Here is a 25,695-nt window from a genome sequence, read left to right on the forward strand (position 1 = left end):
CGCGGATGTAGCCTATGTCAATCAAATCATTCTGTTTTCCGCCGGCCTCTGCATGAAGGCAGCCTTCCGATCGGAGTGTCCGCATTGGTGTTGGCTGCGCTGCGCATCGACCTGCCTCGGTCGCGCCCTTCTATTCGCGCGTTTTCCTCTATCGGCGCCCGGTTTACCGTTAACCACTGAATTCGCGCATAAAAAGCGTGGACGGCAAGCCGAATCCGACTATAGGTGCATAGACTTGACCGAAAAAATCAAGTTTTACGTCGTTGTTATAGTTCATGTTTCACTGCCGATGATTGCACTGTCGCCCAGTCCCAAGCGTGTTCCCGAAGGTGGAATACCCCGTCATCGCCGAGAGTTTTCCCGGCGACCGGTTCGTATGGCTGCGACCGAATTTGCAGTGACCGAAGGGCCCGTTGCGCTCCCGCTTTGCCGAAGCGAGCTCTTACGAACGCGACCGGTCTGTCGGTCGAAATAACCGCAACTGAACGCAATGCCAGGGGCACGCCTTGCGCCGTTTTGAGAACGGTGAGGGCGCGTGTGTCGCGTTCTGAGCGACGGCTGAATTGGCCGACGACCGTAGCGGATACGGATTCACGTTTTTCGAAGTTACAGGGGTAAGAGAATGGCAAGGGGCAGGTTCAATTCGGTTTCGCGTCGGCGAGGCAAGGTGGTCTTGGCGAGTGTGTCGCTGCTGGCGATGTCCGCCGTGGTGGCGTCGGCTCAGGAGACGCGCAAGACCAAACGGGTCGAAGCCCCGGCACAGGCCGAAAGCCAATCGGGTGACGCGACGAAACTGGCACCCATCGTAGCCGTCGGGCAGACGGGCGGCCAGCCACCCGAGACCGGCACTATCGGCCAGCCCTCGGCTCCCTATGCCGGTGGCCAGATGGCGACCGGCGCGCGGCTCGGCGCGCTGGGCAACCGTTCTGTCAAGGAGACGCCGTTCAGCATCACCGGCTACACGGACAAGCTGATCCGCGATCAGCAGGCGCGGTCCATCGCCGACGTCACGCTCAACGATCCGTCCGTGCGCGCGGATGCGCCGGCCTTCAGCGAGCGCGATTCCTTCTTCATCCGCGGCTTCTCGGTCACCAATCTCGATACCGCCTATGACGGCCTCTTCTACCTAACCAATCCGCGCCGCAGCCCTCTCGAGGGGATCGAACGCGTCGAAGTCCTTAAGGGCCCAAGCACGCTGGTCAACGGCGGCGTCGGCCGCGTCGGCGGCACCATCAATCTGGTGCCCAAGCGCGCCACAGACGAGCCCCTGACACGGCTGACGACCACCTACATGTCGGACTCTCAGCTGTGGACGCATGCCGACATCGGCCGCCGTTTCGGACCGGAAGGCGAATGGGGCATCCGTTTCAACGGTTCCTATCGCGGCGGCGACACCGCACTTGATCACAACGAGAACGAGATCGGCGTGCTGTCGCTCGGGCTCGACTATCGCGGCGACCGGGTGCGCGCCTCGCTCGACCTCAATCATTCCAAGCAGAACATCAATGCACCGGCCTCGCTGTTCAATGCGGCAGCGCCGGGCATCAAGATCCCGGAAGCGCCCGACGGCCGGATCAACACGTCCAATCCGTTCGAGTACCACGACAGCGAACACAACATGATCGCTGGCCGCATCGAGTTCGACGTGCTGGACAACACCACGATCTATGCCGCCGGCGGTATCAGCCGCTACCGCGAAGACTTCCTGAGCACCTCCTACACGATCCAGAATTCCAAGGGCGATGCGCTGGCGGAGTTTGGCTACAATCCGCAGGAGATCCAGGGGATGTCGGGCGAGGTCGGTCTTCGTTCAGAGTTCGATACCGGTTCGGTCGGTCATCAGCTCAACGTGTCCGTCAGCCGGGCCCAGAACAAGAACAACCGCGGCTACTTCAATCCTCGGAGTGACTTCAAGTTCAGGAGCTATACGACCAATATCTACAACCCGGTCTACGTGCCGAGTTCCTGGGGGGATGCGAGCGGACTTCCGCGCTCGAACGACCTACACAAATTCTCGGATCTGGTCGCAACCAGCGTTGCGATTTCGGACACCCTGTCGTTTGCCGAAGACCGTTTTCAGCTGACGCTCGGCGGACGCTACCAGGAAATGCGCGTGCAAGGCTTCAACACGCGCACCGGAATTCCGAGTGACCCGGTCGGGGTGAGGAACTATAACTATGATAAATCCCGGTTCAGCCCTGCGGTCGCCGCTCTTTTCAACGTCACCGACAGCTTTGCGGTCTATGCCAACTATGTGGAAGCCCTGACCGAGGGGCCGTCGGCGCCGTCCGGCACCACCAACAGCGGCCAGATCTACCCCCCTGTTGTCAACAAGCAGAAGGAAATCGGCGTCAAGTACGACCTCGGTGAGGTGATGCTGACCGCAGCGCTGTTCGAGATCCGGCAGCCAAACGGTTTCACGACTTCCAGGCCTAACCCCGTGCCCGGCGGACCTGACCTCCGTGACTTCTCGGTCAATGGCCTGCAGGTCAACCGTGGTCTCGAACTCTCGGCCTATGGCGAACCGGTCGATGGTGTTCGCCTCATCGGCGGCGTCACCTTCATGGATGCCAAGCTCGACAAGGCATCGGACCGCACCGGCAAGATCTCGTACAATGGCAACCGCGTTCCCGGCGTCCCGGATGTGGCGTTCAGCCTCTACGGCGAATACGACACGCCCTGGGTAGAGGACCTGACACTGACCGGCCGCCTCGTCTATTCCGGCAGCACCTACTACGACCAGGCGAACACGCAGAAGATTTCGGACTGGACGCGGGTCGATCTCGGCGCGCGCTATTCCTTCGAGCGCGAGAACGGCAAGCCGGTGGAAATCCGGGCGACCGTCCAGAACGTCTTCGACGAGAACTACTGGGCCTCGTCCGCCCGTGGCTTCCTCGCCGCCGGCGCACCGCGCACCTTCATGGTCTCGACCGCATTCGAATTCTGAGCCTGCTGAGCCTCAGTCACAAAAAGAAACGGCCGGCCTTTCGCCGGCCGTTTTTCGTTTCGGGGAGGACTGTCGATCAGGCTTCCGGCGCGTAGCCGAAGACGACGGCCGGATTTTCCGCGGTCTCGACCCACACACTCTTCGTCTGGGTATAGGCCATCAGCGCGTCACGGCCGGACGAGCGGCCATAGCCGGAGCGGCCGAAGCCGCCGAAGGGCGACATGACGCTGATCGTCTTGTAGCCGTTGATCCAGAAGGTTCCGGCCCGCACGTTTGAGGCAACCCGGTGGGCGCGGCCGACGTCGCGGGTCCAGACGGCGCCGGCAAGGCCGTAGGGGTTGTCGTTGGCAAGGGCGACTGCCTCTTCCTCGTCGTCGAAGACGGTGACGCCGACGACCGGGCCGAAGACCTCTTCGCGGGCGATCGTCATCTCCGGCTTGACGTTGTCGAGGATGGTCGGGGCGAAATAGAAGCCGCCGGAGGATTGAAGTGCAGAAGGCTTGGCGCCGCCGGTCGCAAGCGTCGCCCCCTCGGCAACGCCCTGGCGGACCATTTCCTCGATCTTTGCCCACTGGCGGGCGTTGTTGATCGGGCCGATCTGCGTCGTGTTGAGATAGGGATCGCCGACCGGGATGCGCGCGGCGGCCTCGGCATAGCGCTCGACGAACTGCTGGTGCACAGACCGATGGACGAGAAGCCGCGAGCCGGCAACGCAGCTCTGGCCGGCGCCGGAGAAGATTGCCGACTGCGCGCCGACGATGGCGCGGTCGATATCGGCATCGGCAAAGACGATGTTGCCGGATTTGCCGCCGAGTTCGAGAATGCAGGGCACGGTGTTCTTTGCCGCCGCCGCCGCAATGGCCGAGCCGGCGAGCGCCGAGCCGACGAAGACGACGAGCGCGGTCTTCGGGTGGGCGACCATCGCCTGGCCGGCCGTCAACCCTTGCCCGGCGATGACGTTGACGAGACCGCGCGGGGCGCCGCCCGCCTCGCAGAGCGCGCCGAGCACCAGCGTGCTGAGCGGTGTCAGTTCCGACGGCTTGATGACGACGCCGTTGCCGGCGCAGATCGCTGGCGCGATCTGCCAGCCGCCGGTAAAGAGCGGCGCATTCCAGGGGGTGATCTGCGCCACGACGCCGACCGGCTCGTTGCGCGTGTAGTTCAGGTGCGAGGTCGGAACCGGGATGACCTCGCCATGCAGCTTGTCGCACCAGCCGGCGTAGTATTCGAACATCTCGGCGACCCGCACCGCCTCGCCGCGAATGTCGCGGATCGGCCGTCCGGCCGAGCGGCTCTCGAGCTCGGCGATTTCGCCGGCGCGCTCGCGAATCTTGCGGGCAATCTCGTTCATCACCCGGCCGCGCGCCGAAGCGGTCATCGAGATCCATTCACGCTGGGCGCGCGCTGCCGCCTGCATCGCCGCGTCGACAACGTCCTTGCCGGCATCCCTGAAGGTGGCAAAGACTTCGCCTGTCGCAGGATCCGTCAGCTTCTGCTCGTCGCCGGAACCGGCAACAAGCGCGCCATCGACATAGCTGCCGATTTCGTTGCCGGGGATGATGCCGTGAAAGAGGGCGCGGATGCGCTCGGCCTTGGCGGGCATGGTCATGTCGTTCATCGTCGTTCCCTTCAAGTCTCAGTTGTCGTTGGCGGGGCGGAAGGCGCCCATGCGGGTAAAGTCTTCGGCGTTATCGAGCGGGCTCTCGGCCCAGAGTTTGGCAACCGCGCCCGAGAGCGGCAGATCAGCGCCGGTGCGGGCCGCAAGCTCGCTCGCAAGCCGCACGTCCTTGCGCATCAGCCCCATGGTGAAGCCGCTGTCGAAGCGGCCGTTCATTACCCAGGTCGGGAAATGCACCTCGCTGATCATCGACTTGCCGGAAGCGGCGTTCAGCACCTTCAGCGCTTCGTCCGCGTCGAGCCCGGCGGCGAGCGCCAGCTTCAGCCCTTCGCCCGTGGTCACCATGTGGGCGGCGGCAAGCAGGTTGTTGACGAGCTTGGCGACGTTGCCGGCGCCGCTCGGGCCGACATGCAGGGCCTTGGCCGACATGGCGTCGATCACGGGGCCGGCAAGGGAAACGTCCGCATCGCTGCCGCCGATCATCATCGTCAGCTTGCCGCCGGCAGCACCTGCCGGACCGCCGGAGACCGGTGCGTCGATGAAGCCGTGGCCGAGGCCGGCAAGGGCGGCGGCCAGATCGCGCGAGACGTCGGGCTCCGATGTCGAGGTGTCGATGATCACCACGCGACGACCGGCCGATTTCAGCGCCTCGAGATTGGCTTCCACCACCGCCGCGACGTCCTTGGCGGTCGGTAGCGAGAAGACGATGAAATCGGTGTCGAAGAAGACCGCGGCGAGTGCGGCGACGGGCGAAACACCGCCTTCGGCCGCGAGTGCGCGCCGCGCCTCGGAGAGGTCGAAGCCCTTGACGGCGAAGCCCTTGCCCGCAAGCGTCGTCGCCATGCCAAGTCCCATGGCGCCCAGGCCCACCACGCCAACACTTGTTCGTTCCGCCATGATCCGCTCTATCCCTCATATGGTTTGGATGATCGGGCGAAGGTGGCATGCGGGGTGGTGAGCGGGTAGTCGGCATGCCTGGTACAATGTGTTGCTGGCGTCGCAACGTCTGAGCCCATGCCTTCGCTGCCGCGCAGGCATGGCTGACCGCTGGTCGAAGGAAGCCCCGGTTGGTCGGGAACAATAGCGAGGATCGGGAAGGACGGGGCGATCAGCCCTTGAACGACTGCATTTCGGCCGCCAGGTGCCGGCCCAGCTTCTCCACCGACAGCGGCAGGCGGCGGTGGGCGCGCACCATCAGGTGGGCGGTCGCCTCGCTCAGCAGCGGATCGGTAAGGTCGATCGCCTGCATGGCTCCGTGCGCGATTTCGACGGCAACGGCGGTGCGCGGCAGGAAGGTGACGCCGAGGCCGGCGGCGACAAAGCGGCGGAGCACCTCGATCGAATGGGTTTCGAGCAACGGCGCCAGTGCCAGTCCGGCATCGGCCGCCACCCGCGCCACCAGCTGCGTCACGCCATTGCCCTTGCCGAGCAGCGCGCAAGGCGAAGTCAGGCAATCGGCTAGTTTCAGGTCGCTGCGCTCGGATAGTGCATGGCCCGAGGGCACGATGACGCAGAGCGGCTGGCGGGCGATCGCCAGCGCCCGGATGCGCGGGTCGGTAAAGGGGGTGTAGGCGATGCCGATATCGGCGTCGCTGTTGGCGATGGCATCGACGACGTCTTCGGTGCTGCCGAGTTCGACGATGTAGCGCACATAGGAATGCGCCTTCGAAAACGACGAAAGCCCGTTCTCCACCAGGTCGGCCATGAAGCCTTCGCCGCAGCGGATGCGGATGCGGGTCTGCTGGACGCCGCGGATCTGGTCAAGCTGTTCGGCGAGCAGCCCGTTGTCTTCAAGCACGCGCTTGCCGTGTTCGAGCACCAGTTCGCCGGCATCGGTCAAGACCGTGCCGCGGGCGGTGCGCTCGAACAGGGACAGGCCGATGTCGCGCTCGGTGTCGGCGATCTGGCGGCTGACGACCGATGGCGCCAGCCCCATATGTTCGGCAGCGCCCCGGATCGAGCCGATGCGCGCAACCGCCATAAAGATCCTGAGCGCTTTCGCGTCGAGTACGTCCATGGCGGTCATGGATGCGACGGAATCCCCTTGGGGTCAACGACCAAGCGATGTCGCGATCAGCCGTGTCCAGAGGTTTACGCCCTGGCCGATGATCGCGTCGTTGAAATCATAATGCGGCGAGTGCAGGCCGGGGTTAACGCCCTCACGTTTCGCGCCGAGCCAGAGGTAGCAACCGGGGCGCTCGTCGAGCATGAAGGCGAAGTCTTCCGCCGCCATGCTCGGGGCCGCGTCGACGACCGTCAATTGAGGATCTGCAGCGGCAACCGAGCGCACGAGCGCGGCGGCTGCCGGGTCGTTGATAGTGGCGGGATAGCGCCGCTGATAGTCGAGTTCGGCCGTGCACCCGAGGCCCTCGGCAAGCGCCGTGACAAGTATGCGCATCCGGCTTTCGAGCGTGTCGCCGACCGCCTTGTCGAACCAGCGCGTCGTGCCGCGGATCACGGCTTTTTCGGGGATCACGTTCCAGGCGTCGCCACCGTGGATCTGCGTGACCGAGACGACGGCGGCTTCGAGCGGCGAGACGTTGCGGCTTGCAATCGTCTGCAGCGCGGTGACGATCTGGGCGCTGGCGACGAGCGGGTCGGCACCCTCATGCGGCATGGCGCCGTGGGCGCCGCGACCGGTGACAGTGATCTCGAATACGCCGAAGGCGGCCATCATCGCATCGTCGCGGGCAACCACCGAGCCGACGTCGACCGCCGGCCAGTTGTGCAGCGCATAGACGGCATCGGCCGGAAATTCGCGGAAGAGCCCGTCGGCGACCATGACGCGGGCGCCGCCCTCGGCCTCTTCGGCCGGCTGGAAGATGAAATGCACGGTGCCGTCGAAGTCCATCTCGCTTGCCTGCCATGCCGCGGCGAGCAGCATCGCGACATGGCCGTCGTGGCCGCAGGCGTGCATCTTGCCCGCGGTCTTCGAGGCGTAAGCAACGCCGCTCGTCTCGATGATCGGCAGCGCGTCCATGTCGGCGCGGATGGCAATTGAACGGCTCGACGTGCCACGCTTGAGCGTGCCGACAAGCCCGGTGCCGCCATAACCGTCCTTTACGGCAATGCCCCACTCGGCGAGCCGACCAGCGATGAAGGCTGCGGTCTGCCGCTCCTCGAAGGCGAGTTCCGGGTAGGCATGCAGGTGATGGCGCCAGCGGATCGTTTCCTCGATGCGTTCGGGGCTGATGTCGTGGCGTGTCATGGCGTGCGTCCTGTCATTTGGGGGGATGGCCGGCCGCAGAGCGGCCGACCTTTTTCTCTTAGACAATTCCGGACGGAAAACTGCTTCCTGGAATTGCGTGCCGCGTTACTGCCCGAGGCGCAGGAAGAGGTCCGCGACGACGACCGAGCCCATATAGGTGCCGACCATCACGCAGATCGCGACGATGACGATCTTCCAGCCGGAACGGCGGGCGATCGCGAATTCGCTCGCCGTCAGGGCAAGGCCGCCATAGGCAAGGGCCGGCGTCGCCAGCGCGAGGAAGTTCAGATGCTCGACCTTCTCGCTGACCCAGGCCGCGCCCGGCACGCCGGGGATAGTGATGAGGATCGCGATCAGCGAAACCCAGGCGACGCTCGGCAGGTAGAAGGGCACGAAGCGGGCAAGCGCCAGGCCGATGATACAGGCGACATAGAGCGCCGCCATGCCCGGCAGCGCCGTCAGCGGCGAGGTGCCGGTGCCGACCCAGTTGGCGACAAGGCCGATGGCGCAGGCAATCAAGAGCAGGCCGGCATGGCCGACGACGTCGAGCTTGCGTTCGTCCTCGGGGTTGAGCGGGAGGTCGTCGGCGTAGTTGGCGGAGGTGTTCTGGTTGGTCATGGTTCTCTCTCCCGATCAGGCTGCGGTGCGACGTTCGGACGGACGCGCCTTGTTGTAGAGCCACTCGGTCAAAGGCAGCGCGACGAACATGCCGACATAAAGGCCGGTGGCGTAGGTCAGGATGTTGCTGGCGGCGGCGAGCGCGAGAATGATGTCCTTCTGGTCGGGGACGGCGGCGACCAGGCCGCCGGTGCAGGCAGCGAGCATCGAGCCCGAGCCGACGCCGCAGGACATGGCAAGCGCACGCACGTCGAAGATGCCGAGGCCATGGATGATCGGCGGCATGATGGCGAAGACGAAGGTGCCGATCAGCGTGCCGGTGGCATAGACGCCCATGGCGCCCGCGCCCTCGGGCGAGTTGAGGCCGTACTTGTCGGCGATCAGCGCGAGGTTCGGCTCGCGGTCGATCGAATAGGTGGCGCCGACGGCTTCGCGGCCCATCTTCAAGAGGAACACTGCGACCGGGAAAGCGACGATGATCGTGCCGAGATTGCCGAGCTCCTGGAGGACCAGCGCCGGGCCGGCCTCGATGATCTTCGAGATCTGCGGGCCGACCGTCGTTCCGAACTTGGCGATGAACGGCATGATGGCGACGGTGATCATCGCGCCGGAAAGCTTGACCGCGTCACGCGACAGGAACTTCGCGCTTGCCTTGAAAATGGCAGGATTGAAGACGATGCCGAGCGCAAACGCGTAGAGAATCGGCAGGAAGATGACGGTGCCGATGCCGATCGGAAGGCGTTGAATGCCGATCAGCTCGGAGACGATGACGATCGCCAGCACAAGGATGTGCAGATAGAGCGCGCCCGAAGCGGCTCCGGTTTTTCCGGTCATGATGTTCTCCTCTGGTTGGGAGCCAGTTGTTGTTCTTTGCCCAAACGTAACAGTAGGGGGTGAGGGCAAATTGCGGCTAGCCGGCCGGCAAGCAACGAAGTGTTGCGATTTGAGCAACGGGCGGGCGGCCATCGGGATCGGCCCCGCAGCGCCTTCATGTCATGGCTTCATTCCTGCAGTTCATTCCAGTTGGCGTGACGACGAATCGTCACTGCCTCTGCCCTTGCTGTCGCACGGCGGGGAGGGTGATCCAAGCACTATTCCTTTCACTTGATGGCGCGCTGCCGAAGCCGGGCGCGTGGACCTGATCTTGCCGGCGGCAGAAATTTGAAAACCCAGTAATTCTCACCGAAATTGCTTATTGAAATCGATTACATTTTCTGGCTTCATGGATCTTGCAAGATTTGGGAGGATCTTATGAAGAAATTTATCGCCGCAGCGCTTGGCGCTGTCGCAACCATTGCCATTTCCGCTTCTTTCGCCAATGCCGAGACGTTCAAGATCGGCCTGTCCAACGGCTGGGTCGGCAGCGAGTGGCGCACGCAGATGATCGACGAGGCCAAGGAGGCCGCGGCGAAGTGGAAGGAGAAGGGCGTCGACGTCGAAGTCTCCGTCCAGAGCGCCAATGTCGACGTGCCCGGGCAGATTGCGCATGTGCGCAACTTCATCGCCGAAGGCGTGAACGCCATCATCATCAATCCCAACAGTCCGACGGCCTTCGATCCGATCTTCGCCCAGGCGAAGGAAGCCGGCATCCTGGTGATCGCAACGGACGCCGAGGTATCCTCGCCGGATGCGACCTATGTCGGCATCGACCAGACGGCCTGGGGGGCTGCCGGCGCCAAGTGGCTGGCCGACACGCTCGGCGGCAAGGGCAAGGTGGTTGCCATCAACGGCGTCGCCGGCCATCCGGCCAACGAGATGCGCGTCGCCGGATACAAGAGCGTCTTCAAGGACTTTCCGGATATCCAGGTCGTGAATGAAGTGAACGCCAACTGGGACCAGGCCCAGGGTCAGCAGGCGATGCAGAACATCCTTGCGACCTATCCTGACATCAACGGCGTCGTCGTGCAGGACGGCATGGCGGCCGGTGCCTGGAAGTCGATCATGGATGCCGGCAAGACCAGCCAGATAGCCGCGACCGGCGAAATCCGCAAGGACTTCATCGATCTCTGGGTCAAGGACAAGCTGAACTCCGGTGCGACCGTCAATCCGCCGGGCGTGATGGCAAGCGCGCTCAATGTCGCGGTGCTGATGCTGCAGGGCAAGGAACTGAAGGAGCCGGCAACGGCCGGCCAGTACAAGAACGCCATGTACCTGCCGATCCCGTTCATCGACTCAAAGAACCTCGCAGATGCTGCCAAGCAACTCGACGGCAAGCCGGGCTACTACTCCTACACCAACGCGCTTTCGATCGACGACGCCACGGCGTTGTTCAAGTAAGCTCTGGTTTCGCCGGGCGGCTCTTGTCTTGAGCCGCCCGGCGACCGATTCTGCCGATGGCCGCGAGAAGGCTGATCGGGCACGAAAGATCGCTGCAGCGGAGCCGGTGCGAAGACGCGGCTTCATCATGATGCGGCAAGCAACCAAATGGTGGACGACAGCCCATGTCGAAACTGAGACTGAACGGCGTGAGCAAGGCTTACGGCGCAACGCTGGCGCTACGCCGCGGCGATCTCGAGGTTGCCGCAGGAGAGGTGCATGTGCTGATGGGCTCCAACGGCTCCGGCAAAAGCACGCTCTGCAAGATCATCGCCGGCAGCGTGCGCCCCGACGGCGGCCAGATCCTGATCAACGACAAGCCGGTGACCATCTCCGGGCCGCAATCGGCACGCGTCGCCGGCATCGGCATCTTCTATCAGGAACTCAGTCTCGCCAGCCATCGCTCGGTCGAGGAGAACATCTGCCTTTCCGCCCTGCCGGTGAAGGCCGGTCTCTTCGTCGACCGGGCGGCGCTGAAGGCGCGCGCGGCCCGCTACATCGCCTTGTTCTTGGAAGTCGCCGGCGAAGGTTTTCATGCGGAAGCGCTCGTCGGCAACTTGCGCGCCGATCAGCGGCAACTGGTCGAGATCATGAAGGCGCTCGCCAGCGAAGCGCCGATCCTGATCTTCGACGAGCCGACCTCCGCGCTCGATCGCGCCCAGGTCGATCGTTTCTTCGAGATCCTGCGCGATCTCAAAGGCCAGGGGCGCGGCATCATCTTCATTTCACACCGCATGGACGAGATCACTGCGATCGGCGATCGCGTCACGATCATCCGCGATGGCGAGACCATCGAGACCCTGAAGTTGTCCGAGACCAACCCGGCAACCGTCATCCGGCTGATGGTCGGCGGGGCCAGCGACATGCCGGCGGCCCGGTCGTCGGCGCCGGCGGTGGTGCAAACGGGGGCAAAGGCAGCGATCTCCGTTCGCAACCTCTCGGGCAAAGGCTTTCGCGATGTCAGCTTCGAGGTGGCCAAAGGCGAGATCCTGGGGCTTGGCGGCCTGCACGGACAAGGGCAATCGGCGTTGCTGCGAGCGATCTTCGGGGCAGGCACCGTGACGTCCGGTGAGGTGACGATCGGCGGCGAACGCTACGATGCCAGGAGCCCGCGCGACGCGATCCGGCGCGGCTGCGCCTACGTCTCCGGCGACCGCGGGCGCGACGGCGTCATCAGCGGCCGGCCGATCATCGAGAACGTCACGCCGATCCATTACCTGCGCGACCGGCTGATGGTCGCGCGACCGTCGAGTCTCCGGGACAAGGCGATGCCGGCTCTCGAAGCGATGCACACGAAGTTCGCGAGCCTCTTCCATCCGATCAATTCGCTTTCCGGCGGCAACCAGCAGAAGGTGATCATTGCCCGCTGGCTGATCGACCGACCCGATGTGCTGCTGCTCGACGATCCGACCAAGGGCATCGACCTCCAGGCCAAGGCCGATCTGTTCGCACTGATCCGGCAGCTTGCCGCCGAAGGCCTCGGCATCCTGCTCTATTCGTCCGAGGATGCCGAACTGCTCGGCAATGCCAACCGCATCCTCGTCTTCAACGGCGGCTCGGTGACCCGCGAGCTGACCGGCGACGATCGCACCCGCTACAATCTCTACCAGGCTGCATACGAGGCCGCATGATGACATCGACCGCGACAGACACACGATCATCCGGAGCGGCCGGTTTGCGGTCCTGGCTGGAGCGCTACCCCTTCCTGCCGGCGCTCGTCATCCTCATCGCGCTTCTGGCGCTGAACGGCCTCTTCTCGCCGAACAGCTTGAGCTTCCGCTCGCTGACGGGTTTGCTCAGCACCTATATGGCGCTGGTCATGCTGGCGATCGCCCAGACCTATGTCGTCTCCGCCGGCGATATCGACCTTTCCGCCGGCGCGACGCTGTCGCTGGTCAACGTCGCGATCGTCGTGCTGATGGAGCGCTGGGGCGGCGGCGCCGGCGCCGTGCTGCTCGCACTCGCGCTCGGGGTGCTGATCGGCCTTGCCTGCGGCCTCATCAACGGCATCGTCGTTGCCGCGCTCCGGCTGCAGGCGATCGTCGCCACTTTCGCGACCAGCATCTTCTTCACCGGCCTGGCGCTCTATGTCATGCCCGTCGCCGGCACGCCGGCGCCGGCGCTCTTCTGGCGCACCTATGGCGGCCGTCTCTTCGGCTTGCCCTTCGTGTTCTACGTACTCGCGGCGCTCGCCGTGCTGCTTTATCTCCTGTCGCGCACCCGCATCGTCACCGAGCTTCTCGCCGTCGGCGACGATCAGCAGGCGGCCTATCAGACGGGGGTGCCGGTTGTTGCAGTCCGCATCAAGGGCTACCTGCTCTGCGGCCTGTTCTCGGCGCTCTCGGCCTTCTGCCTGACGGGCGATACGGCCAGCGGCGACCCGCTCGTCGGCGGCAAGATGACGCTCTACAGCGTCGCCGCCGTCGTGCTTGGCGGCAGCGCGCTTGCCGGCGGCTGGACGACGGTGGTCGGCTCGCTGCTCGGTGCGCTGACGATCGGCCTCGTCAATTCGCTCGTCTTCTTCATGGGCACGCCGTCGGAGTGGCAGAACTTCGTCCAGGGCCTCGCCATCTTGCTGGTCCTGATGGCCGGCGTTCTTGCCGGCCGGAGGGCACGCGCATGAGCGCGATTACGTCGTTCTTCAAGCAGCCGCTCATTGTCGCGCTGATCCTCATCGTCGCGCTGCTCTATCTCGGCCAAAGCCTGTCGCCGGGTTTCGCCTCGGCCGACCAGATCCTGCGGCTTCTGATCGTCGCCTCGCTGCTCGGCATCGTCGCCGCCGGCCAGAACGTCGTCATCCTCGGCGGGCGCGAGGGCATCGATCTCTCCGTCGGCGGCGTCGTCTCGCTTTCGGCGATCATTGCCGGCAACGTCATGAACGGCGCCGATGGCGGCATCCTGCCGGCGGTGCTCGCTTGCCTCACGGCCGGCGCCTTCTTCGGCCTGTTGAACGGTCTCGGCGTCACGCTTTTACGCATCCCGCCGCTGGTGATGACGCTCGGCATGCTCGGCGTGTTGCAGGGCCTGCTGGTCGTGATCCGCCAGGGCATCCCGTCGGGCCGCGCGGCGCCGGGGCTGTCCGCCTTCGTGACCCAGCCCTTCGCATTTGGCATTCCCGGCATCATCTGGCTCTGGATCGCGATCGGCCTGTTCATGGCGTTGATGCTCAACCGCACCGTCTTCGGCCACCGCATCTATGCGATCGGCTCCAACGAACACGCGGCCTACATGGCCGGCGTTCCCGTCCGGCTCATGCGCATCGGCCTCTTCATGATCTCGGGCATGTTTGCGGCGATCGCCGGGCTCTGCCTGCTCGGCTATTCCGGCTCGTCCTTCGCCAATGTCGGCGAGCAATACATGCTGTCGTCGATCATCGCCGTCGTCTTCGGTGGCACCTCGCTTGCCGGCGGCAAGGGCGGCTACACCGGCACCATGGCGGGCGCTCTGCTGCTCGTCATCCTCCAGGGCATCCTGACGACGGTCAACATCGACGAGTCCGGTCGCCAGATGGTGTTCGGCGCGACGCTGCTGCTCCTGATGCTGTTCTATGGCCGCGGGAGGGCGATGCGGGCATGAGCGAGCGGCCGAAGATCAAGGACATCGCAGAGCGCGCCGGCGTCTCGGTTGCGACGGTTTCCCGGGCGCTGAGCGGTTCGTCGCTGGTGACCGACGAGACGCGCAAACGCATCCATGAGCTCGCCCGCGAGCTGAACTACCGCCCGAATGTCAGCGCCCGCAACCTGCGAACCCGCCGGTCGATGTCGGTGCTGCTGGTCGTTCGCGACGTCGGCAACCCCTTCTATCTCGAAATCCTCAAGGGTGTGGAAGCGACGGCGCGCGCGGCCGGCTACGCCGTTCTCATGGGCAATACCGAGAACGACCCGGACCGCGAGGTCGAGTATTTCAACATGCTGCGCGACGGCCATGCCGACGGCATGATCCTGATGACCGGCAAGCTGCCGCCGCCTGAGCCGGGCGAAAGTGCCGATCTCTCGCATCTGCCTGTCGTCGTCGCGCTCGAAATGATCGAGGGGTCCGGTTTCCCGCATGTGCAGATCGACAATGTCGCGGCGGCGGAGGCCGCCGTCGAGCATCTGATCGCGCTTGGACACCGCCGCATCGCCCATATCGCCGGCCCGCTGCCGGAGGTGATGGCGGCGCACCGGCGTGACGGCTACCGGGCCGCCATGAAAGCCGCCGGCCTCACGATCCCCAGGGGATACGAGGTCCGCGGCGATTACCTGCTCGAAAGCGGCGAGGCCTGTGCGGCGGACTTATTCACTCTGCCGGAGCCGCCGACCGCGATCTTTGCCGCCAACGACGAAATGGCCTATGGCGCGATCCATGCGCTCAGGCGCCTTGGTCGCGACGTGCCCGGCGACGTCTCGGTCGTCGGCTTCGACGATCTCTATCTCAGCAAGGCCTTCTATCCGCCGCTGACGACCGTCAGCCAGCCCCGCGCCGACATCGGCCGCACGGCGATGTCGCAGCTTCTCAATATCCTGTCGGACGACGACATCGGCGCAGAGCCGGCCATCGTCCTGCCGACCACGCTCAACATCCGTGGCAGCACCGCACCGCCGCGAAAGTAGCCGGAGCGGGTTGGTCGTGCGCGGTTCGCGCGCCGGCCGCCGTTACCAAACTCGATAAACGGGAGAAGAGAATGACACAGCTACCGAAGCAGACGCTGCGCGTGGGTTTCGTCGGATCGGGCTTCATCGCCCATTTCCACCTGAAATCGATGATCGGCGTGCGCAATGTCGAGGTCACCGGCGTCTTCAGCCGCAAGTCCGAGAACCGGGAGAAATTTGCCAAGGAAGTCGAGGCCCTCGGTCTTGGCACCTGCCACACCCATGAAAGCCTGGAAGCGCTGCTGACCGCCGACGACGTCGATGCGGTCTGGATCCTCTCGCCCAACTACACCCGCATCGATGTCATGCGGACACTGCACAGGGCGGTCAAGGACGGCCGCAGCAAGGTCTTCGCGGTTGCCTGCGAAAAGCCGCTTGCCCGCACGGTCGCCGAGGCACGCGAGATGCTGTCGCTCGCCGAAGATGCCGGCCTCAATCATGGTTACCTCGAAAACCAGGTCTTCTGCACGCCGGTGCTGCGCGGCAAGGAGATCATCTGGCGGCGCGCCGCTTCCACCACCGGACGTCCCTATCTGGCGCGCGCCGCCGAGGAGCATTCCGGCCCGCACGAGCCCTGGTTCTGGCAGGGCGACAAGCAGGGCGGCGGCGTGCTCTCGGACATGATGTGCCACAGCGTCGAAGTGGCGCGCTACCTCTTGACCGCGCCCGGAGCGCCACGCAACTCACTGAAGATCAAGGCGGTGAACGGCACCGTCGCCAACCTCAAATGGACGCGTCCCCACTATGCCGAGCAGCTGCGCAATCGCTTCGGCAGCGAGGTCGACTATCGCAACCGGCCGTCCGAGGATTTCGCCCGCGCCACGGTGACGCTCGAAGACCAGGACGGCAACGAACTGATGATCGAGGCGACCACCTCCTGGGCCTATGTCGGCGCCGGGTTGCGTATCCAGCTCGAACTGCTCGGGCCGGAATATGCGCTCGAATACAATTCGCTCAGCACCGGCCTCAAGATCTTCATGTCGCGCGAAGTCAGGGGATCGGAAGGCGAAGACCTCGTCGAGAAGCAGAACGCCGAGCAGGGCCTGATGCCGGTGCTCGAGGACGAGGCCGGTGTCTACGGCTATACGGATGAAAACCGCCATATGGTGGAGTGCTTCCGCAAGGGCGAAAAGCCGCTTGAGACCTTCGAGGACGGGCTTGCGGTGGTCGAGATGCTGATGGGTCTTTATCGCTCGGCGGAGATCAACGCGACGCTTCAGTTTCCCGCGCCCGAGCTCGAACACTACGTTCCGGTCGTCGCGCGCCGGAGTGCCTGACGACTGTTTATGAACCAACCATGGGGCGGGGGCCGTAACGGCCTTCGCCGCTTCGCCCAGCGCAAGCATCCGCGCGCCGAGCTTCCCCCCCCGCAATTATACGCTGGCCTCCGTGACCTCCTGTTGACCGGGATCAATGTCGCCGGCCGCGCGCCCGCCTAGGCTGAACCAGATCCCAAATCTGGTCGCGAGGAGGAAATGCGATGACATACAAGACGATTCTCGCCGTGGTCGGCGTCGATCATTCCGCAGATGACCTGCGTGCGGCGGCACGGGTCTGCGCTTCCGCAAATGCCCACCTTGCCCTGCTCGTCGTCAAGCTCGCCGCCGCGCCGCCGATCGGCGATTTTGCCTCCGCCATTTCGATCGATTGGCTGAACGAGCGGCAGGGTGACATCGAGAAGCTCGATTCCTCAGCGGCAAAGGCAAACGACGTTCTTGCGAAGGAAGGCATCTCGTTCAGCGTCGAGACGAAATACACTGAGTTTGCCTGGGCCGATGACGAGATCGGCGAGCGCGCCCGCTACGCCGACCTGACGCTGGTCGGCGATGGCCTGACGCTGGACCCGGAACTGCGCTCGCGCACCATCGACGGCACTTTGTTCAGCTCCGCGAGACCGGTTCTCGTCATGCCCAGGGGCAAGCCCGCGCGGCTTGATCCGAAGACGGTGGTGCTTGCCTGGAATTCCAGGCTGGAAGCCGCCCGGGCAGTGCGGGAAGCGCTGGACATGCTGGTTACCGCCGAGATCGTCTACGTGACGATGGTCGATCCTCGCTCTGCCTACGGCAGGAACGGCGAAGAACCGGGCGCCGATATTGCCGCCTACCTCGCACGGCACGGCGTTTCCGTTTCCGTCGAGAGACTGCCAAGTGGCGGACACCGGGTCGACGAGGTGATCAATCGCTTCGCGTCGGACGTGGCGGCCGATCTGATCGTCATGGGGGCCTATGGCCACTCCCGAATGCGCGAGCGCGTCTTTGGCGGGGTCACCCGTTCGATGCTCGAAAACGCCGTGGTTCCCGTGCTGATGGCGCATTGAGGGCCGTCGGGTACCAGCGCGCAGCCATCCGCCTGCGCGCTGGCGACACTCAGCCGGCAAAGGCTGCGCGTCCGGTCACCTCGTCGATCTCGATTTCGAAGAAGAGATGCGGCGAGGTGCCGGCAATCGCCTGTTCACCGGGCTTCAGGCCGCCCGGCTCCCACCAGTTCGTGCGCTGTTCGAGCAGCGACCAGGCGTTCATGCGCTCGCGGTGCCATTGCTTCGTGTCGGGCAATTCCTGATAGCGGCCGTAGATGACGACGCTTCGCCAGCTCTTTCGGTCCGCTGCCGTGTCGATCTGCAGGCAGACGCGGGGATTGGCCCGCATCCAGTCGATCTTCCGCCCGGGCATCGAGAATCCATAGAGCCTGTTGGCGGCAAAGGCATATTGGATGGGCACGACATAGGGTTGGCCATCCCGGACGCACCCGAGACGGGCGATGTGGTTCTCGGCGACGAGGTCGATGCATTCCTGCCGCGACATTTCCCGGATCAACATGAAGCTCTCCTTTTGAAAGAGGTCATCTGGCACCAGTGTCTGCCTGTCAGGAGAACAGGCATTGATCTGGCTCAATTCGGGCTTTCGGACCTCCAGCGTCGAAAATTGTCGGGCGCGAGCGGAATAAACCGCCCGACGCCCCGTTTGCCCTCCCACGAAATCAGCCCGGTGGCTTCCGTGCGGCGCGGTTGCCGCGCGCGAACCTGGGCCAGCAAAAAGGGAGCGTAGCTATGACCATCAGCCCGGTGATCGCTTCGGAGAAAGACCTCGTCACCCTGAACGCGGCGGTAGCGGAACGCGTTGACGGCCACATGCCTGTGAGCCAGGTGCGCCTGCTCGTCGGCGCGATGCTCGTCGCCTTTGCCGCCGTCCTCATCTTCCTCGCGGCCGACGGCCTGGCGCTGCCGATGCGTCTTTCGCTGATGGTGTTTGCGACGACGCTGATCTGCTGGACCATCTTCGACCTGCCGGAAACGCCGGTGGCGCTTGCCGGGGCTGCGGCATTGGCGGTGACCGGCGCCGTCGGCGAAGAGGCGGTCTATGCCGCTCTCGGCAACGACATCGTCTGGCTGATGATGGCGGCATCGGTGATTGCGGCGGTGTTGCAGGCATCCGGCCTCGTCGAGCGACTGGCCTTCCGGCTGCTCGCCCGCTTCCGCCACGTCAGCCGGCTGTTCTGGTTGGTGACACTGACGATCTTTGCGACCGCCTTCATCATTCCCTCGACCTCGGCGCGGGCGGCGATCTTCATGCCGGTCTTCCTGGGGCTTGCCTCGACCATCGGCCGCCCCGGCATCACCCGCGCGCTGGCCCTCCTGTTTCCGTCGGTGATCCTGCTTTCGGCGGCCGCCTCGCTCACCGGCGCCGGCGCCCATCTCGTCGCCGTCGACTTCATCCGCCGCAGCGGCGGCGAAGCGCCGGGTTTTCTCGGCTGGGCCTTGCTTGCAGCACCCTTCGCGCTGCTGACGAGCCTGATTGCCTGCGGCCTGATCCTGCGCTTCTTCCTCGACGATGCCGATCGCAACTGGCGCCTCGACCTGCCGGCCGCGCCGACGGAGAAGCGTCCGTTTTCCGCGCGGGACAAGGCGATCCTCGCCGTCACGGCGGCCACCGTCGTCGCGCTTGCGACCTCGGACCTGCATGGCATCGCGCTGCCGGTCGTCGCCCTCGTCGGCGCGCTGATCCTGGCGTCGGAGAAGATCTCCGGCATGCCGTTCCGCAAGGCGCTGAAGGGGGTCGAGTGGAACCTGCTTCTGTTCCTCGCCGGCACCCTCGTCATCGGCGAGGCCCTGCTTTCGACCGGAACGGCGACCGAGCTTGCCGACCGCCTGATCGGCGCCTTCGGCCAGATCGGCAAGCCGCCGGCATGGATGGTCGTGCTTCTCGCCATCGCGGTGGCGACCTTTGCCCATATCGTCATTGCCTCGCGAACGGCGCGGGCGACGGTGCTCATCCCGGCCGTCGCGCTGCCGCTGGCGGGCTTCGGGGTCAGCCCCGCCAGCCTGATCATGGTGACAGCCATAGGTAGTGGCTTCTGCCAGACGCTGATGGTTTCGGCCAAGCCCGTCGCACTCTTCGGAGGCATGGAACCACCCGCCTTCAGCCCGTCCGATCTCCTGCGCCTGGCCTTGATGTTGGCTCTCCCGTTCATCGCGCTGCTTGCCCTGTTCGCGCTTATGATCTGGCCGGCGGTGGGGTTGGAAGCATGACGCTAAGTATCTGATATAGAGTATTTTAAAGAGCCGAAGCGGCTATCGCTTCGGCTCTTTTTCTTTTCTTTTCGCAAAAGAAGGAATTCTGCATTTCGGCCGGAATAAACACCGCGGGCCGCCGTTTCTCCCCTGCATCCGCATTGTCACAAAAGTGCAAGGAGATTGTCACATGTCACTTACCATTCTGGTTGCACCGTCCGGTTTCAAGGAAAGCCTGTCGGCCGAGGAAGCTGCCGACTGCATCGAGAAAGGCGTGCTGCGCGCCTGCCCGAACGCTGAGGTCATCAAGGTGCCCATGGTCGACGGCGGCGAAGGTTTCACCAAGGCGCTGGTTGCGATCACCGGCGGCAGCCTGCACGAACTGACGGTCACCGGTCCGCTCGGCGAGCCCGTCGCCTCGCATTTCGGCTTCCTCGGCGGCCAGTCCGAGCGCACTGCCGTCATCGAAATGGCTGCGGCCGCCGGTTTGCGGCTGGTGCCGCGCGATCGCCGCAATCCCTGCATCACCACCAGCTACGGCGTCGGCGAACTGATCCGGGCGGCGCTCGACGCCGGGGCGCGCCGCATCCTGCTTGGCTGCGGCGACAGCGGCATCAATGACGGCGGCGCCGGCATGGCCGCAGCGCTCGGCGTGAAACTGCTCGACCGGGAGGGCAAGCCGCTTGCGCCCGGCGGGGCGGCGCTCGCGTCGCTGGCGCGCATCGACATTTCGGGCCGCGATCCGCGCCTCGCCGAAGTGCGCATCGACGCGGCCGTGAACTGGCACAATGTGCTGCTCGGCGAGCGTGGCGTTGCCCGCGTTTTCGGGCCGCAGAAGGGCGCGACGCCCGAGCAGGTGGAACTGCTGGCGGCGGCGATGGAGACCTATGCCGCCGCCATCGGGCAGACGACCGGCATCGCCGTCGGCGACGCGCCGGGGGCGGGCGCATCCGGCGGCCTCGGTGCGGCTGTCATGGGGCTGCTCGGCGGGGCGCTGCACCCGCGCTACGACATCGTCATGCGCTATCTCGAACTCGACGGCATGATCGCCAAGGCTGACCTGGTGATCACCGCCGAAGGCAGCCTCGACGGCCAGACGCCGTTCGGCAAGGTGCCGGCCGAGGTCGGGCACAGGGCCAAGGAGGCGGGCCGCCCGGTCATTGCGCTCGCCGGAACGATCGGCAAGGGCGTCGCGCTGAACTTCGACCATGGCATCGACGCCTTCGCTTCGATCCTGAAGGCGCCCTGCACCCTCGACGATGCCATCAACGCCGCGCCGAAACTGCTCGTGCGCGCCGCGGAAGACGCAGTCCGCATGGTGCGCGTCGGCATGCTCCTCAACGAACGCGGCCTTGCCGCCTGACGAAGCGGCCACAGCTCTGGCGGGGCGGCGGCGCTGCCGTCTCCCGCCGGAGCCGCGCGGCGCTCGCGCCAGGAGAGGCCGTCGGGCGAAGCGCTGGACGTTTTCGTCGCGCCGCCATGCAATCGCCAAGGTTGCTCTCGCAGTCTGCGCACCACTGCATCACCGATCACGGGGGCCGATTTCCAATGACGAACGGATGGGAGGAATCTGCGCAAGCCTGGATTTTCGGGCTGGGCGCCGAGGGGGATTTTGCGCGGCGCTTCGTGCTCGATGCGCCCATGCTTGAGAGGGCGCGGCAAGGCGGAGCAAGGACTGTCCTGGACGTCGGGTGCGGCGAGGGCCGGTTCTGCCGGCTGCTTGCGGCAGAGGGGATGCGCGCGGTCGGCATTGATCCCGCCGAGACGCTTGTCAGCCAGGCGCGACGACTGCATCCCGATGGTGATTACCGCATCGCACAGGCCGAAGAGCTGCCTTTCGAGCATGCGACTTTCGATCTCGTCGTTGCCTATCTCAGCCTTATCGACATTCCCGATGTGCGGGCGGCGATCGGCGAGATGAACCGGGTGCTCCGCCCGGGCGGTCATCTGCTGATCGCTAACCTGACCAGCTTTTACAGCGCCAGCAACCCGACCGGCTGGCGCGATGGCGCCGATGGCAATCGCAGTTTCATGATCGATCACTACATGGACGAACGGTCCGACTGGATCGGCTGGGGCGATCTGCGGGTGATGAACTGGCACCGGCCGCTCAGCACCTACATGTCGCTTCTGCTGGGAGCGGGCCTGCAGTTGCGCTCCTTCGACGAACCACTGCCGCACGGCGGCGACTCGGAACAGAGGGACCTCTTTCGAAGGGTCCCCTCGTTCCTGGTCATGGATTGGCAAAAGCCATAGCCGGCCAGCGCCGTTTCCCGGCGCTTGCGGTGTGCACGCGGACTAGGAGCGGCAGAGCTCGCGGGCGTTCAAGACACCCCAGCCGAAGACGGGATCCTTGCCCGGGGCGCCGAGATCCTGCGTCGTCTCGGTGACGAGTCCCGCGATTTCTTCGGCCGAGAGATTGGGGTGCGATGCCCTGAGAATGGCCGCGGCGGCGGTGACGAAGGGGGCGGCAAAGGAGGTGCCGGTCTTCGGTGCGGCTCCCTCGATCGAGGCCGCCGTCCAGACGCTGGTGCCGAGTGCGGCGACATCGATATGGTCGCCTCGTCCAGCACGGCGATAGGGCCTGAAGTTGCGGTCGACAGCGGTGACCGCGATCATCGCCGGATAGGCGGCCGGGTAGACGGGCTTTGCCCGCGGGCCGTCATTGCCGGCGGCTGCCACCTGGATGATGTTCCGCTCGGCAACGAGTGCGACCGTCTTTTCGAGCAGCAGATTGTGCGGCCCGGAGAGGCTCATATTGATGACCGTGACATTGCGCGAGGCCAGCAGATCGATGGCGCGCACCAGATCGTAGGTCTCTGCGATGTCGGTCTCGCCTGCTTTGCGCTGGAAGGCGTCGACGGCGATCAGATGGGCATTGCCGAGCAGGCCCGGCGCACGGCTGTCGCTCCGCCCGGCGATCAGGGCTGCGACTGCGGTCCCGTGCTGGCGGCCGGATTCCGGTGCCTCCTCATCCGCCAGCCTGACGATGTCGAGTCTGACGTCCTTGAGCGAGGGATGGGCGGGGTTGATCGCTGTGTCGATCAGCCCGATGGGACCGGCGGCCGTGCAGGCCGCGCCGGCATCGGGCCAGCCGATGGCGGTGCGGACGAGCGCACAGCCGCCATCGGCGCAAGGCGCTGGTGAAGCCGCGCCTTCGTTCGGCTCAAAGTAATGGTTGAGGTCCGCGATCGCGCCGGGCGTCGCATCCGCGACCTGCTGGCGGGCATTCTCGAGCGTCATGCCGCGGGGAACGCCGAGTTTGACGATCTCGGTGCTGGAAAGGCCTACGGGCTCCCTTTCGCGCACCGCGAAGCCGCTTTCCTGAAGGCGCTGGATGGCCGCATCGTTGAGGCCGAGCGCGATGATTTCGCCGGGAACATGGGTTGCGCGGCGGGCTGGCGGACGCTGGCGCACGACACGCCGCTCCGGCGTCGCGCGAAAGAGATCAAGCAGATTGCCGCCACCGCGCCAGGTGTCGCTCGAGTTGCGATCGCTTGAACCGCGCGACGAGCCACCGCCGCCATCATCATCGTCGTCATCGTCCGCCTGGGCCTGGCTGACCCAGGCAAAGCGAACGGCCGAATTGCCGTCGCCGCCGCCAAAGGAGAGGTCCCCTGCGCCCGCTGCCAGGCCGCACAACGACAGGACGGTCAGTCGAAACAGACGGTTTTTCAAGGCTCTCTCCTTGTGTAGCGGCATCCGAAAACGAAAGCTTACCGTGAACGAAAGGACCATAAGTGGTGACTTTCGGGTGCACTTCCCATAACGCTCAACGGATGAATGGACAAATTATTCCACCGGTGACGAAGGGCGGCGCCGAAAGGAGCGCGCGATGAGCGATCCGACCATCGCCTTTGGCGAGCGCCTGGTCGCGTTTCTGCCGAACCTGCGCCGCTTTGCCATTTCGCTTTGCCGGTCGCGGGACGTGGCCGACGATCTGGTGCAGGCCGCCTGCGAAAAGGCGCTTGCCGGTTCTGACCGCTTCGAGCAAGGCACGCGCTTCGACGCTTGGATGTTCCGCATCCTGCGCAATCTCTGGATCGACCAGCTGCGCCGGCAGAAGACCGCCGGCCCGACGGAAGAGATCGAGGCGCAGGCTGAACTTGCCGTTCCCTCCGGCGAGGCCGGGAGTGAGGCGCGCATGGCGCTGAAGAGCGTGGCGGCGGCGATCGACGGCCTGGTGCTGGAACAGCGCGAAGTGCTGATCCTCACCTGCGTCGAGGAGCTTTCCTACAAGGAGGCAGCCGAGGTCCTCGGCATTCCGATCGGAACCGTCATGAGCAGGCTTGCCCGGGCGCGCAAAAATCTTGCGGAGGCAACGGGAATAGAACCGCCGGTCGCGCGTTCACAGGACATGAGAGGCGGGACAAGATGAGCGACACGGAATTCAGCGATGAGATCTTGATGGCGTTTGCCGACGGCGAACTCGACGAGGAGACGACGCGCCGTGTCGAGGCGGCGTTGGAAACGGACGACGACGTGATGGCGCGCGTCGCGATGTTCATGGAAACGCGCGCCGCGGCAAGCGAGGCGCTGAAGCCGGTGCTCGACGAGCCGGTACCGGACGAACTGGTTGCCAAGGTGCGCGCCATGGCGGCGGCGAGCGGCGCAGCGCGCGCGGCGGATGCACCGACGGCAGCCGGCGACAATGTCGTGGCCTTCCGGCGCCCTGCCGATCAGCCGGCGTCGCCGCGTGGTGGCCCGTCGCGGCTGCTGATGGCGATGGCCGCTTCCTTGCTCGTCGTCGTTGGCGGCGCCGGCGGCTACCTGCTTCGCGGCGGCGGGCTGGCGGATGCCGGCTCGGTACACGTGGCCGGCACAGTCGGCCCGGCGCTCTCTGCCATCCTCGACCAGGCAGCCTCGGGAGAAGACGTTGCTGTTGGCGAAGGGAAGGGGACGGTGCGGCTGGTGTCGGCCTTCGAGCTCGGCTCGGGGCAGCTCTGCCGCGAATACGAACTCACGCAGCCCGGCGAACCCGGCCTCGTTTCGGTCGCATGCCGAAGGGCCAACGTCTGGCAGACGCGGCTCGCCGTCGCCAGGCCGGAGGGCGGCGACGGATACGCGCCCGCCTCGTCGCTCGAGACCGTCGATGCCTTCCTGACCTCGATCGGTGCCGGGCAGCCGCTCGATGCGGACGCCGAGAAGAAGGCGCTCGCCGCTTCGAAGTGAGCGCGTGATGTTGAGGCATCCGCGCGGGGTGCCGAGCCTCTGCCCTGCTAGAGCGGGACCGAAAGCCCGACCTTCACCGGATCCATCGTCACGAAAGTGCGAAAGCGCTTGATGTTCGCATTGCCGAAGAACATGCGGCGGGTGAAGGCCTCGTAGTCGGCCATGGTCGGCACGATGACGACGAGCATGAAATCGACATCGCCGGTCACGTAATAGCATTGCTGCACTTCGGGTGCCGCGGTAAATGCCGCTTTCGCCGCGTCGAGCAGCGCGATCTGCTCGCTCTCGACCTCCACCTCCACCAGGATCGTCAGCGCCTGGTTGACGCTGACCGGATCGATCAGCGCGACATTGGCGCGGATGACGGCTGCTTCCTCCATGCGCTTGATCCGCCGCTGGACGGCTGGCGCCGACAGATTGACCGCCTCGCCGATCTGGCGTTGCGGCGTCGTGTTGTCCTTCTGCAGGATGGCAAGGATCGCGAGATCGAAACGATCGAGCTCGACCTGGGGTTTCTTCGACGGGGCCATCCGGTGCCTTTCGGTTCGCGGGGTCGGAGCGGCTGCGCGCAACACACCATGCGTCGGCCCCTCAGCTTTACAAACTTGCATCCATGCATCTCATTTAGAGCGCAATTCTCGGCAGCGATGAAATAGATTTTCGTGAACCTACGGAGAT

At 65.1% G+C, this 25,695-nt stretch carries 22 protein-coding genes; 13 read left to right on the top strand and 9 right to left on the bottom strand.

Going from position 1 to position 25,695, the window contains the following annotated elements:
* Positions 1-697 precede the first annotated feature (697 nt).
* Complete coding sequence (locus tag C1A35_RS23250) at positions 698-2,947, top strand: TonB-dependent receptor (RefSeq protein WP_440271557.1); 2,250 nt, start codon at positions 698-700, stop codon at positions 2,945-2,947.
* A gap of 76 nt (positions 2,948-3,023) precedes the next feature.
* On the opposite strand, the gene C1A35_RS23255 is transcribed toward C1A35_RS23250, so the two are convergent.
* From C1A35_RS23255 to C1A35_RS23280, 6 genes are all read right to left on the bottom strand, one after another.
* Positions 3,024-4,565 (bottom strand): aldehyde dehydrogenase family protein, encoded by a 1,542-nt coding sequence (locus tag C1A35_RS23255; RefSeq protein WP_440271554.1) that lies wholly within the window; start codon positions 4,563-4,565, stop codon positions 3,024-3,026.
* Between the two features lie 18 nt (positions 4,566-4,583).
* On the bottom strand, positions 4,584-5,462 hold the full coding sequence (locus tag C1A35_RS23260; RefSeq protein ID WP_104666627.1) for an NAD(P)-dependent oxidoreductase: 879 nt from the start codon (positions 5,460-5,462) through the stop codon (positions 4,584-4,586).
* A gap of 211 nt (positions 5,463-5,673) precedes the next feature.
* Entirely contained in the window at positions 5,674-6,591 is a 918-nt protein-coding gene (locus C1A35_RS23265) for a LysR family transcriptional regulator (protein WP_234822961.1), read from the bottom strand.
* Positions 6,592-6,615: 24 nt separating this feature from the next.
* Complete coding sequence (locus tag C1A35_RS23270) at positions 6,616-7,773, bottom strand: M20 aminoacylase family protein (protein ID WP_104666628.1); 1,158 nt, start codon at positions 7,771-7,773, stop codon at positions 6,616-6,618.
* Between the two features lie 105 nt (positions 7,774-7,878).
* Positions 7,879-8,391, bottom strand: coding sequence for a hypothetical protein (locus C1A35_RS23275; RefSeq protein WP_104666629.1), 513 nt, complete (start codon positions 8,389-8,391; stop codon positions 7,879-7,881).
* Between the two features lie 15 nt (positions 8,392-8,406).
* Complete coding sequence (locus C1A35_RS23280; protein ID WP_104666630.1) at positions 8,407-9,225, bottom strand: DUF3100 domain-containing protein; 819 nt, start codon at positions 9,223-9,225, stop codon at positions 8,407-8,409.
* 417 nt (positions 9,226-9,642) lie between these two features.
* Here C1A35_RS23280 and C1A35_RS23285 point away from each other — a divergent pair, with 417 nt between their 5' ends.
* From C1A35_RS23285 to C1A35_RS23315, 7 genes are all read left to right on the top strand, one after another.
* The gene (locus C1A35_RS23285; RefSeq protein WP_104666631.1) at positions 9,643-10,668 is read left to right on the top strand and encodes an ABC transporter substrate-binding protein; all 1,026 of its coding nucleotides are present in this window, start codon (positions 9,643-9,645) and stop codon (positions 10,666-10,668) included.
* A 164-nt stretch (positions 10,669-10,832) separates the two neighbouring features.
* Entirely contained in the window at positions 10,833-12,338 is a 1,506-nt protein-coding gene (locus tag C1A35_RS23290) for a sugar ABC transporter ATP-binding protein (RefSeq protein ID WP_104666632.1), read from the top strand.
* On the top strand, positions 12,338-13,330 hold the full coding sequence (locus C1A35_RS23295; protein ID WP_104666691.1) for an ABC transporter permease: 993 nt from the start codon (positions 12,338-12,340) through the stop codon (positions 13,328-13,330). Before C1A35_RS23290 ends, C1A35_RS23295 begins: the two co-directional genes overlap by 1 nt.
* Positions 13,327-14,283 carry an ABC transporter permease gene (locus C1A35_RS23300; RefSeq protein WP_104666633.1) on the top strand — a complete coding sequence of 319 codons (957 nt, stop codon included), beginning with the start codon at positions 13,327-13,329 and terminating at the stop codon, positions 14,281-14,283. Before C1A35_RS23295 ends, C1A35_RS23300 begins: the two co-directional genes overlap by 4 nt.
* On the top strand, positions 14,280-15,299 hold the full coding sequence (locus C1A35_RS23305; RefSeq protein ID WP_104666634.1) for a LacI family DNA-binding transcriptional regulator: 1,020 nt from the start codon (positions 14,280-14,282) through the stop codon (positions 15,297-15,299). The genes C1A35_RS23300 and C1A35_RS23305 overlap by 4 nt, the downstream gene beginning before the upstream one ends.
* Positions 15,300-15,370: 71 nt before the next feature.
* A complete protein-coding gene (locus C1A35_RS23310) occupies positions 15,371-16,615 on the top strand; it encodes a Gfo/Idh/MocA family protein (protein ID WP_104666635.1) in 1,245 nt (414 codons plus the stop codon).
* Between the two features lie 203 nt (positions 16,616-16,818).
* A complete protein-coding gene (locus C1A35_RS23315) occupies positions 16,819-17,655 on the top strand; it encodes a universal stress protein (protein ID WP_104666636.1) in 837 nt (278 codons plus the stop codon).
* 49 nt (positions 17,656-17,704) lie between these two features.
* Here the strand turns inward: C1A35_RS23315 and C1A35_RS23320 are convergent, their stop codons facing one another.
* The gene (locus tag C1A35_RS23320) at positions 17,705-18,154 is read right to left on the bottom strand and encodes a pyridoxamine 5'-phosphate oxidase family protein (RefSeq protein ID WP_104666637.1); all 450 of its coding nucleotides are present in this window, start codon (positions 18,152-18,154) and stop codon (positions 17,705-17,707) included.
* A gap of 230 nt (positions 18,155-18,384) precedes the next feature.
* Between C1A35_RS23320 and C1A35_RS23325 the strand changes: the two genes are divergently transcribed.
* The 3 genes from C1A35_RS23325 (at position 18,385) to C1A35_RS23335 (ending at position 22,101) form a co-directional block, all read left to right on the top strand.
* The gene (locus C1A35_RS23325) at positions 18,385-19,863 is read left to right on the top strand and encodes an SLC13 family permease (protein WP_234822962.1); all 1,479 of its coding nucleotides are present in this window, start codon (positions 18,385-18,387) and stop codon (positions 19,861-19,863) included.
* 172 nt (positions 19,864-20,035) lie between these two features.
* Positions 20,036-21,208 (top strand): glycerate kinase family protein, encoded by a 1,173-nt coding sequence (locus C1A35_RS23330; RefSeq protein ID WP_104666638.1) that lies wholly within the window; start codon positions 20,036-20,038, stop codon positions 21,206-21,208.
* A gap of 185 nt (positions 21,209-21,393) precedes the next feature.
* Positions 21,394-22,101: a class I SAM-dependent methyltransferase gene (locus C1A35_RS23335; protein ID WP_104666639.1), complete on the top strand. Its 708-nt coding sequence runs from the start codon at positions 21,394-21,396 to the stop codon at positions 22,099-22,101.
* A 42-nt stretch (positions 22,102-22,143) separates the two neighbouring features.
* On the opposite strand, the gene C1A35_RS23340 is transcribed toward C1A35_RS23335, so the two are convergent.
* Positions 22,144-23,523, bottom strand: a complete 1,380-nt coding sequence (locus C1A35_RS23340) for a S8 family serine peptidase (protein ID WP_234822963.1) — start codon at positions 23,521-23,523, stop codon at positions 22,144-22,146.
* A gap of 157 nt (positions 23,524-23,680) precedes the next feature.
* On the opposite strand from C1A35_RS23340, the gene C1A35_RS23345 reads away from it, so the two are divergent.
* On the top strand, positions 23,681-24,223 hold the full coding sequence (locus C1A35_RS23345; RefSeq protein ID WP_104666640.1) for an RNA polymerase sigma factor: 543 nt from the start codon (positions 23,681-23,683) through the stop codon (positions 24,221-24,223).
* Entirely contained in the window at positions 24,220-25,017 is a 798-nt protein-coding gene (locus C1A35_RS23350; protein WP_104666641.1) for an anti-sigma factor family protein, read from the top strand. The genes C1A35_RS23345 and C1A35_RS23350 overlap by 4 nt, the downstream gene beginning before the upstream one ends.
* Before the next feature lie 47 nt (positions 25,018-25,064).
* Here the strand turns inward: C1A35_RS23350 and C1A35_RS23355 are convergent, their stop codons facing one another.
* Positions 25,065-25,547, bottom strand: a complete 483-nt coding sequence (locus tag C1A35_RS23355; RefSeq protein ID WP_104666642.1) for an Lrp/AsnC family transcriptional regulator — start codon at positions 25,545-25,547, stop codon at positions 25,065-25,067.
* Between the last annotated feature and the right edge of the window lie 148 nt (positions 25,548-25,695).

This window comes from Ensifer adhaerens (assembly GCF_002940685.1).
Taxonomy (GTDB): domain Bacteria; phylum Pseudomonadota; class Alphaproteobacteria; order Rhizobiales; family Rhizobiaceae; genus Ensifer; species Ensifer adhaerens_E.